Origin of the sequence: Methylobacterium sp. WL119, from assembly GCF_008039875.1 — a bacterium.
Taxonomy (GTDB): Bacteria; Pseudomonadota; Alphaproteobacteria; order Rhizobiales; family Beijerinckiaceae; genus Methylobacterium.
In genome coordinates this window covers 1-563 of the sequence record NZ_VRUU01000253.1, presented here as the reverse complement: position 1 = coordinate 563, position 563 = coordinate 1, and the positions used below count along the sequence as shown (strand labels likewise).

Here is a 563-nt window from a genome sequence, read left to right as displayed (position 1 = left end):
AACACCATGATCCTCTCGCTCCTCTACCGGATGAAGCCGGAGGAGTGCCGCCTGATCATGGTCGACCCGAAGATGCTGGAGCTGTCGGTCTACGACGGCATCCCGCACCTGCTCTCCCCCGTCGTCACCGATCCGAAGAAGGCGGTCATCGCCCTCAAGTGGGCGGTGCGCGAGATGGAGGAGCGCTACAAGAAGATGTCCAAGGTCGGCGTGCGCAACATCGACGGGTTCAATGCCCGGCTCGAGGAGGCGCGCCTGCGCGGCGAGGTGCTGACCCGTACCGTCCAGACCGGCTTCGACCGGCAGACCGGCGAGGCCGTCTACGAGAACGAGGAGATGGACCTCTCCCCGCTGCCCTACATCGTGATCGTGGTCGACGAGATGGCCGACCTGATGATGGTGGCCGGCAAGGACATCGAGGGGGCGATCCAGCGCCTGGCGCAGATGGCGCGCGCGGCGGGCATCCACCTGATCATGGCGACGCAGCGTCCGTCGGTGGACGTGATCACCGGGACGATCAAGGCGAACTTCCCGACCCGGATCAGCTTCCAGGTGACGAGCAA

The 563-nt window shown here is 65.4% G+C and carries 1 protein-coding gene; it reads left to right on the top strand.

Annotated elements, in window-relative coordinates; translation table 11 throughout:
- The coding region (locus FV227_RS28705; protein WP_281407545.1) for an FtsK/SpoIIIE domain-containing protein at positions 1-563 on the top strand (563 nt) is incomplete at both ends.